This window comes from Dysgonomonas sp. Shenzhen-Wh21 (assembly GCF_043392705.1).
Lineage (GTDB): Bacteria > Bacteroidota > Bacteroidia > Bacteroidales > Dysgonomonadaceae > Dysgonomonas.
Window position 1 is genome coordinate 1 of the sequence record NZ_JAIXHZ010000076.1, and the last position, 7668, is coordinate 7668.

The 7668-nt window shown below is 38.0% G+C and carries 10 protein-coding genes and 3 pseudogenes; 5 read left to right on the forward strand and 8 right to left on the reverse strand.

Annotated elements, in window-relative coordinates; genetic code table 11:
- A pseudogene (locus LDB17_RS04440) lies at window positions 1-125 on the reverse strand (DUF4138 domain-containing protein); the annotation flags it as partial.
- On the opposite strand from LDB17_RS04440, the pseudogene traN reads away from it, so the two are divergent.
- The 5 genes and pseudogenes from traN to LDB17_RS04465 all read left to right on the forward strand — a co-directional run.
- A pseudogene (gene traN / locus LDB17_RS04445) lies at window positions 121-810 on the forward strand (conjugative transposon protein TraN); the annotation flags it as partial. The pseudogenes LDB17_RS04440 and traN sit on opposite strands and share 5 nt — an antisense overlap.
- 42 nt (window positions 811-852) lie before the next feature.
- Window positions 853-1431, forward strand: a complete 579-nt coding sequence (locus LDB17_RS04450; RefSeq protein ID WP_252636714.1) for a conjugal transfer protein TraO — start codon at window positions 853-855, stop codon at window positions 1429-1431.
- Window positions 1432-1442: 11 nt separating this feature from the next.
- Window positions 1443-1884 (forward strand): annotated as a pseudogene (locus tag LDB17_RS04455) (TraQ conjugal transfer family protein).
- Between the two features lie 203 nt (window positions 1885-2087).
- The gene (locus LDB17_RS04460; RefSeq protein WP_252636715.1) at window positions 2088-2852 is read left to right on the forward strand and encodes a class I SAM-dependent methyltransferase; all 765 of its coding nucleotides are present in this window, start codon (window positions 2088-2090) and stop codon (window positions 2850-2852) included.
- 18 nt (window positions 2853-2870) lie between these two features.
- Entirely contained in the window at window positions 2871-3158 is a 288-nt protein-coding gene (locus tag LDB17_RS04465; RefSeq protein ID WP_252636716.1) for a putative quinol monooxygenase, read from the forward strand.
- 66 nt (window positions 3159-3224) lie between these two features.
- Here LDB17_RS04465 and LDB17_RS04470 read toward each other — a convergent pair whose 3' ends face one another.
- The 7 genes from LDB17_RS04470 to LDB17_RS04500 form a co-directional block, all read right to left on the reverse strand.
- Complete coding sequence (locus LDB17_RS04470; protein WP_252636717.1) at window positions 3225-3629, reverse strand: hypothetical protein; 405 nt, start codon at window positions 3627-3629, stop codon at window positions 3225-3227.
- A gap of 319 nt (window positions 3630-3948) precedes the next feature.
- Window positions 3949-4110 (reverse strand): hypothetical protein, encoded by a 162-nt coding sequence (locus tag LDB17_RS04475; RefSeq protein WP_252636718.1) that lies wholly within the window; start codon window positions 4108-4110, stop codon window positions 3949-3951.
- A gap of 10 nt (window positions 4111-4120) precedes the next feature.
- Window positions 4121-4432, reverse strand: a complete 312-nt coding sequence (locus LDB17_RS04480) for a hypothetical protein (protein ID WP_252636719.1) — start codon at window positions 4430-4432, stop codon at window positions 4121-4123.
- Window positions 4433-4449: 17 nt separating this feature from the next.
- Window positions 4450-5742: a PcfJ domain-containing protein gene (locus LDB17_RS04485; RefSeq protein ID WP_252636720.1), complete on the reverse strand. Its 1293-nt coding sequence runs from the start codon at window positions 5740-5742 to the stop codon at window positions 4450-4452.
- Between the two features lie 10 nt (window positions 5743-5752).
- Entirely contained in the window at window positions 5753-6163 is a 411-nt protein-coding gene (locus LDB17_RS04490; RefSeq protein WP_252636721.1) for a PcfK-like family protein, read from the reverse strand.
- 5 nt (window positions 6164-6168) lie between these two features.
- A complete protein-coding gene (locus LDB17_RS04495; protein WP_252637010.1) occupies window positions 6169-7188 on the reverse strand; it encodes a fusion protein in 1020 nt (339 codons plus the stop codon).
- Window positions 7189-7209: 21 nt separating this feature from the next.
- Complete coding sequence (locus tag LDB17_RS04500) at window positions 7210-7482, reverse strand: hypothetical protein (protein ID WP_252636722.1); 273 nt, start codon at window positions 7480-7482, stop codon at window positions 7210-7212.
- Between the last annotated feature and the right edge of the window lie 186 nt (window positions 7483-7668).

The following is a 7668-nucleotide window of genomic DNA, read 5'->3' on the forward strand; positions in this document are numbered from 1 at the left end:
ACATTTTCGGACGGTCCGGCTTTACCTGCAATAATGTTGCTCGAACCCAAGTCTACATATTTTATGGATGCAGGAAAGATGATATGGACAGTCTTATCAAAAGTCACTTCCAATCCATAAGCCGGACCGTCCGAAAATGTATTGAGGGTAAAAGCGACTATTCGAAATTTTGAAACGGAGACTAATATGGCTGTTATTACTGAAGAAGGTAGCTATTACACGTTTAATGTTAAATATGCAGATGAACCCGAAAAACTCAATGTGGAAATGAAGGACTTTATGCACGATGGGATAGCAGTCAATAAACCAAATAACAGCATGGAAATCTACCTCAAAGAATTGGGAAGTGAATCTCCTCGTTTGGTGCATCTGATCAATCGTTCGATCCATCAAAACAACGAGCAATTTATCCGACATATCGGTTCTAAACGATTTGGCATTCAATACCTACTTAAAGGGATCTATACGCACAACGGACTCTTGTATCTACACACCCAGATCAAGAACTCATCTAATGTTTCGTTAGATATCGATTTCATTCGGATGAAGATCGTAGACAAGAAAGTGAGCAAGCGTACAGCTATTCAAGAGACAGTAATCTACCCGCTCAGAGCTTATAATTTTGTGTCTGTTGTTGGCGGGAACAGCACAGAACGAACCGTATTTACTATCGATAAGATAACAATCCCCGATGACAAACACCTGGTTATTGAACTCTTTGAGAAAAATGGTGGCCGCAATCAGACCTTTATTGTGACCAATGCGGACTTGTTGGGAGCTAAAGTGATTAACGAACTAAAGGTGAAATAGAAGTCACAGACCTTTTAATTAACACATTAAACGAAATAAAAAATGTATAGAATATTCGTATTGATAATACTGTGCCTTGTCCTGACTGGGCAGGCACAGGCTCAACGCTACCTGCCAGGACAGAAAGGTTTTCAGGTTACAGCGAGTGCTGTGGATGGTTTCAATCTCAAGAACGGAGACAAACAGGCATTTGCTGTTGGAGTAGCTTTTTCCAATTACCGAAACTTTGGGGACCATTGGGTATTCGGAGCGGAATACTTACAAAAAAAACATAGCTACAAGGATATTCTTATTCCTACGGCTCAGTTTACGGCAGAGGGTGGCTACTATTTGAATTATTTTGCCAGCCCGAGAAAGACCTTTTTGTTTTCGATTGGTCTATCGGCTATGGCTGGCTACGAAACGGTGAATTGGGGTAAGGACTTACTCTACGATGGCTCTACCATTCAAAGTAAAGATGCAATTCTGTATGGCGGAGCATTATCCTTGGAGGTAGAAACGTTCCTAACGGATAGAGTAATACTGTTGATTCACGGCAGGGAGCAATTGCTATTTGGGTCATCCATCAATAAGATACATCTCCAAATAGGGGCAGGCATCAAATTTATTATAAACGATTAAAACTGTAAAATATGAAAGCAATACATATCATCAAGAAACCAGCATCTTACCTAATATATACGCTATTGCTTGCCGCAATAGTGTGTGCCTGTAGCGATGATCTTGATATTAAGCAAAGTTATGAGTTCAAGGTACTCACCTCCCTGTTCCCAAAAAGATAAAGGAAGGGGAGACTGTAGAAATTCGCTGTCAACTGGAGCGAAGTGGCTACTTCAGCGAAGCTACCTACGGATTTCGTTATTTTCAGCCAGATGGCTCGGGTATTCTGAGAATGGACGGTAGCGAACCATTTCTACCCAATGACTATTATAATCTGACAAAAGAGTCGTTCAGATTCTATTATACTTCGCAGTCGGAGAATCAGCAGGTGATTGACATCTATTTCTCTGATAATTGGGAAATACTTCTGAGTTAAGCTTCTCGTTTAACAATGATAATTCAGAGGAGCAATAGTCATGATGACAATGATGGTGATTTCGTATATAGTTACTTGGGTAAATATTATTTACTCGTTAGTGACTGCCCCCAGTGATGTAGAGTTGTGGCAAGAGGAAATAGAATAGCTCTCAATCCGATTCTAAAATTGAAAAACCTCTGACAAGAATTGGAGGTTTTTCTTTGATTTATTAGTATCATTGCATTTAGAAATACGTAATATGTTTAAATATTTAGCCCGGTATTACAATTGCCTATCCTATCATTGTCCTTCGGGAGAGGATATGACAAAGAAGGTGTTGAAACAGATACATCTGAAAGAACCACATCCGGCAGTTGCCAATATTGGATTTGGAAAAGGCAACGAATGCCTGCTACTGGCAAAACATTATTCAAATATTGTAGCCATCGAAGGTAATGCTGGATATATTGAAGAGTTCACTAAACGTGTTGAAAAAGAAAATTTGAAGGATAAAATTCAGATTGTAAGTTCTTCTTTAGAAAATCTGTCTTTCGAAAATGAGTCTTTCGACTTGATCCTCTCGGAAGGGGGTATCAATTATTCGGATTTCGGCTCTCGTATCAACTCATGGAAACCATTCCTTAAAAATGGCGGCTATCTGGCTCTGTCAGAATTATGCGTATTCAAAGATGTTGAATTACCCTATGATCTGGCAGATTATCTTTGTGACTCATATCCTTTTCGGGGAATAGAAACGACAGATTATAAAATAGAGCAGATAAAGAATGCCGGATATAAGCTCTGCGGGCAACACAAACTGCCAGACTCTTGTTGGTTTGACTTTTATCGGGACAAAACGAACTGCTACGAAGAAATGCCCCAAAGATGGAAAAACTCCAGAGAGGGTAATCAGGTAGCAGAATATATTGAAGAAGCTAAGTATTTCTATACCATGTATAAGGAATATTTCGGCTATATCTACTTCATCTTGAGAAAACCGCTTGGCGATACCGAAATTTTATAAATCCCGAAAATTACTAAAATGATTAAAGTTATTGCAGAAGATTTTATTAAAGAAGAATATCTGGATATTGTAAGGCCTCTTTATACTGAATTAGTGGCTAAGACCAAAGAAGAAAAAGACTGTATCGAATACAATCTTTACATAGATGAAGACGATAAGACCCATTTTGTTTTTATTGAAGAATGGCCCGATCATGAGGCTTTACAAAGGCATTGTCGGACAGAGCATTTCAGACGGCTTGTCCCGATGATTAATAAGCATCAGTCCAAGGAATGCGTCATTACTATTATGGAAATATTTAAATGAGTAAATATCCTGTCTGTGGGATATATAATATAATAACTATTTATTGAGACTAAAAGAAATACAATCTTAGTTCTGTGAATTTTTTAGGTGGTTCTCAATCAGAAATTCATTAACGGTATAATCCTTTGCTTCTTCTTTGGCAATCAGCTCATATTTAGAAACCAACTCATCCAATAGGCTCAAAGGCAAATGTAGATAAACCGCAAAATCAGGATAATATGACAGTCCGAAGCCAAACATAATACCGTCTTCTTCCTCTTCGCAATCAATCATCAAAACACAATAATTGTGCTCGTGGATGGCATCAATACTCATAATTACTTCGGCATCCGAAACATCTACAGGTTTAATGCCTTTAGGATGTAGTTCATAATAGTCAAAATCTTTCCATCCGTGTTTTATATAAGTAGTGTATAACTCCTGAAGTTGGGAGGTAGATAGATGGCTTATGCCGTAGAAGCGTTCCGTCATGATTCTCTCTTTTTTATCTGATTGTAAAGATAGGGAAAAAATAAAACAAGCATTCGTTTTGACAAACAGCTTGTTAAATCCGGTCTTTTGTTTCTTTTCTTCCGTTCAGACTCATGAGAAAAGAAACGGACTCAATTTTGAGTCCGCCTTTCATTCATCTGTAATTTCTCTAACTGCTTTAACATAAGCCGATTATTTTCGCCTACTGTATGCCCTGATGTCATTTTATAGGGACTATCTAAGCATAACTTACACTGTCGAATTGCTTTTCGAAGATTGCCGATATGAATTGTCTGCCCTGTAATATCTGTAATTGTTCTCATTCAGTTTCCTCTTTTTTAAATACATACCACGCATCCCGATAATTATCACCTATCAGATTAAATACACCGCTTAGTCCGCTGTTCCCTGCAAATACTTTGGCTTTGCGAATACTCTCAAATTCGCCTAATGGTCTGAATCCTATATATAATCTATACATATACTTTCGTTTATTCTATTTTTGAATCTTCCCCCATGTTCCCATAATTTTTTGTTTTATTTATGTCTTCAATTAGTTCTATCTGTTTATCTTTACTTAAATCCGTACAACGGACTGGCACTGAGTCTAGTCCTATTTCTTCCTGTATTTCGTTCTCATCTGCTGATACCATTATTTGACCATCTGAGAATCGGACGAAATTTCCACTAGTGTCAAAGAACACAAAATCGGTAGAATAGAGTTCTACCATTTGTTCTATGATGACTATTACTTTTGATTTATCTATATTCATAATTGTTTGGTTGCGGGTGGATTTCTCCACATTGATTATTATTTCTGTTATGCTACCATCCGTTCCTCTATCAATGAGATGTTTTCATTGACAAGATTGATTATCTGATTGTGGTATTTGGTCATTTTATTGCATGAGCCTCGACTTTGAATAACTTTCAGTTGAGAGATTGAGACTTCTATCGTCTCGATACGTTTGCCATTTATGCAGGCCGATAGAATCAACGAATCCTCCTTTGAATGATATGTGCTGACACAGTGTTTCATGGCCTTTCCTTCAGTAATTATCTCGGCTACACTCTCCAATACACGAATATTTATAAGCCCATTGGAGATTACAATACCGAAGAACTTAGCTTTGGCTTCTTTGTATGAGTCTTCCTTTTCGAGTTGTTTCTCTATTTCTAATAGAGCATCGGCTTTAGCTTTTTTGGCTACATAGCGGTCATGCTCTGCTTTCAGATTGGGCGGACAAACGTATTTTGCGTTGTGCAAGTCTTTGCCAAAGAATCGGAGCAAGTCGATATAGTCGCACCACATGGTCGCATCTTTGGATGTATACCCATTTCTGATAGATATTTTGATAGATGCCCAATAGTTGTCTATATGCTTCCAACCCACATCTAAAATTCGTTTTAACAATTTGGTCTGTTTGGCTTTTATAAGTGTTTCAGCTTTGCTGTCCGTTAGTAAAATACGGAACAGATCCAACGGTTTTTGATTGTGTAAGGCTTTCTTATAACCTGTACGCTTTAATTCGGGAATTAGCTTTTGTTTCGGATAAATTGCTCCTGTGGATATTCTATCATAGATATTTATATAGTACTTGTTATTCGTATTTTCGCTACGCAGTTCCAATGGGGTATGGAATAGCCACAAATCATAATACATCGTTCCCATGGTCTGCCGAAGCCGTGCAAATGTGCAATGCTTCCCATTGGGGGCAATCCAGCGTTGCATAACCTCCGAATGGCTATATTCGGGCAGTTTTCCAACTTTGGTGGTATAGCTTAACATGAGTGTTCGTACTACCTGGTAGCCTTTATGGCTATCAATAATAGTCATATAATAGCTATCATTAAAACTCCGCTTTTGGCTTGTCTTGACTATCAGTTTTGATTTACAGTTCGGACATTCACAGCCTAAAAGGGTATTAATAAGTTCTCCCATTCCCTGCCACGAATGGGCACATTTACAACAAGTTATTCTACCTCCCTTTGTCCGCTGTCCTACATAGCTGATCGCATTATTATAGCCCCATTGTATCTGCTCTTGGGTTATAGAGGGTAACGTTTTACTCGCTTCAACTATTTGTTGTTGAAATTTATTCTTTGGTTTCATAGTGGTAATTTTAAAAATCAAATAAACTTGGTTGGATATTTAAAGCTACTTTTTTGACTTTCTTAGTAGGTTGTGTTGCTTTTCGATAGGCTTCATCTTGTGCCTTTTGAATAGCGTCCTGTCGTGCCTGTTCTTTTTCTTCGGCTGTCAGTTGTACCACATGGTTTACCATTATTCGAACATTGATAGGCTTACCTACTTCTATATTATCGACTGTGTAATAATTTTCAGCCAGTTCAAAAATTTCATCATCGTGAAAACCATTACAACCCGATTTCTGAACTTGGTTTAAAATGTAGATACAGCATTGGTCTATGTCTTTATCGGGATTAGCGAACGATTGGGCGAACAAAGGGTCTTGTGATGCCCTTTGTTCTAAGTGTGTCAATATGGTTCTTGTAAAATAGGCTGTTGATTTCATGGTTGTTATTTGTTTAGGTTTAATACTGTTTGTAGTTCCTTTTTCTTACTTTGGGAAAATATCCATCCTGCTTGTTTCTCATTGTTGTGTGTCAGTTTAGGATTGAATTTTCCACCCATAGCTTTGAGCAAATCTTTGATTGCTTTGGTATCTCCAAAGAGGGCAATTGCTTTCTCTGAATAGTCCAATATCTCAAAGGAGAGGTTATCGGATTCTATTGATATGGCTGTTTGTTTCCTCTCTGCTGTATCAGACTGTTGGTGCTGTTCGTTCGTTTTGATGTAGATACCATCGGGGCAACCTGCGATATATGAAAAACGTTCTATTGTTTGCTCCTTGGAGATAGGCTCTTTCTTGATTATCCAACCACTGTAATAGCTTTCTCCTAAATAATAACCTTTACCCATGCTGTACTTCTCCCTGTTCTCAAAAGCCTCATTATACTCGGACAGGTAGGCTGTCTCTTCAAAATTGGATGCACACTTTCTCATTTCAGAAAATATATCCCGTGTATGCTTGGAAAAGCCAAGTATAACAGTACGCAGGGTAGAGGATGCGTAATAGTCGGTCTGGGAATCCGATTCGTTCTGTTTCAGACAAGCGATAATCAAGGCTTTAGTATCTTTGGGTAGATTATTAGTTAACCATTCACGTCCGATAACGCGAACGGCTTCCCTGCGTTTCTCTTCGACTCTCTGCTGTTCCATTTCATCCACTCGCTTGGCTTGTGCTTTGGTTAACAATACCGCTACTTCTTCATTAGTCTTGAATATCGGGTTCTTGTCATCGTAATACATACCGATACCGAATTTCTCACTCAATGGACGGATCAGTTCGCTTGTGTGGAAAGAATAATCTTTGAGATTGATTAGCTTGTAATGTACTCCCCATTGGTCCTTCTTGATTTCATAAACTACATATTTTGAATAGCTATACCCCTCTAACTGTACAATTTGATTTACACTTACTGTTTGGGTATCTGTATCTATTTCTTTTCCTGCGAATAGTAAAAATTGTTTTTTAATTGTTTTCATACCGATTTGATTTTAAAGGATAAATGCCACGATTGCTATGCAGATAAGAATCAAACAAAGCAGTGATATAAGAGAGAATATAATCCGAATCGACAAACGAATAATTTTAAGTACGCTACGAAGAAGTATATATACTCCTGCCACCCACAGCAGTGATGCTCCCGTTTTAGTCACACACCACACGCAAACACTCAAAAGAGCCACGAATACAACCCGCAACCCAAATTTTATGATGATTCCAGAGGTGAGGGAGTTTTGTTTCAATATTTTTCTTTCATTTTTCATACAATACGACATTTTTTTTTGCGTCATCCGCCGGATCGGTCGTTTTATGTTTCAAGGGCAACATCAGGTATAGGCATTTTAGAAAGGCATATTTTTTCGAAATAAATACGCTCGCCTGAAAGGAAAGAGGAAGATTTATTTTGAAAACCGCAAGGCTCTGAATATGAATATCTAAAATCCGTACAT

What these genes read in the sequence shown, in the direction of transcription:
- LDB17_RS04450 (WP_252636714.1), top strand. Translation starts at nt 853, where the DNA reads ATGTATAGAATATTCGTATTGATAATACTGTGCCTTGTCCTGACTGGG.
- LDB17_RS04460 (WP_252636715.1), top strand. Translation starts at nt 2,088, where the DNA reads ATGTTTAAATATTTAGCCCGGTATTACAATTGCCTATCCTATCATTGT.
- LDB17_RS04465 (WP_252636716.1), top strand. Translation starts at nt 2,871, where the DNA reads ATGATTAAAGTTATTGCAGAAGATTTTATTAAAGAAGAATATCTGGAT.
- LDB17_RS04470 (WP_252636717.1), bottom strand. Translation starts at nt 3,629, where the DNA reads ATGACGGAACGCTTCTACGGCATAAGCCATCTATCTACCTCCCAACTT.
- LDB17_RS04475 (WP_252636718.1), bottom strand. Translation starts at nt 4,110, where the DNA reads ATGTATAGATTATATATAGGATTCAGACCATTAGGCGAATTTGAGAGT.
- LDB17_RS04485 (WP_252636720.1), bottom strand. Translation starts at nt 5,742, where the DNA reads ATGAAACCAAAGAATAAATTTCAACAACAAATAGTTGAAGCGAGTAAA.
- LDB17_RS04490 (WP_252636721.1), bottom strand. Translation starts at nt 6,163, where the DNA reads ATGAAATCAACAGCCTATTTTACAAGAACCATATTGACACACTTAGAA.
- LDB17_RS04500 (WP_252636722.1), bottom strand. Translation starts at nt 7,482, where the DNA reads ATGAAAAATGAAAGAAAAATATTGAAACAAAACTCCCTCACCTCTGGA.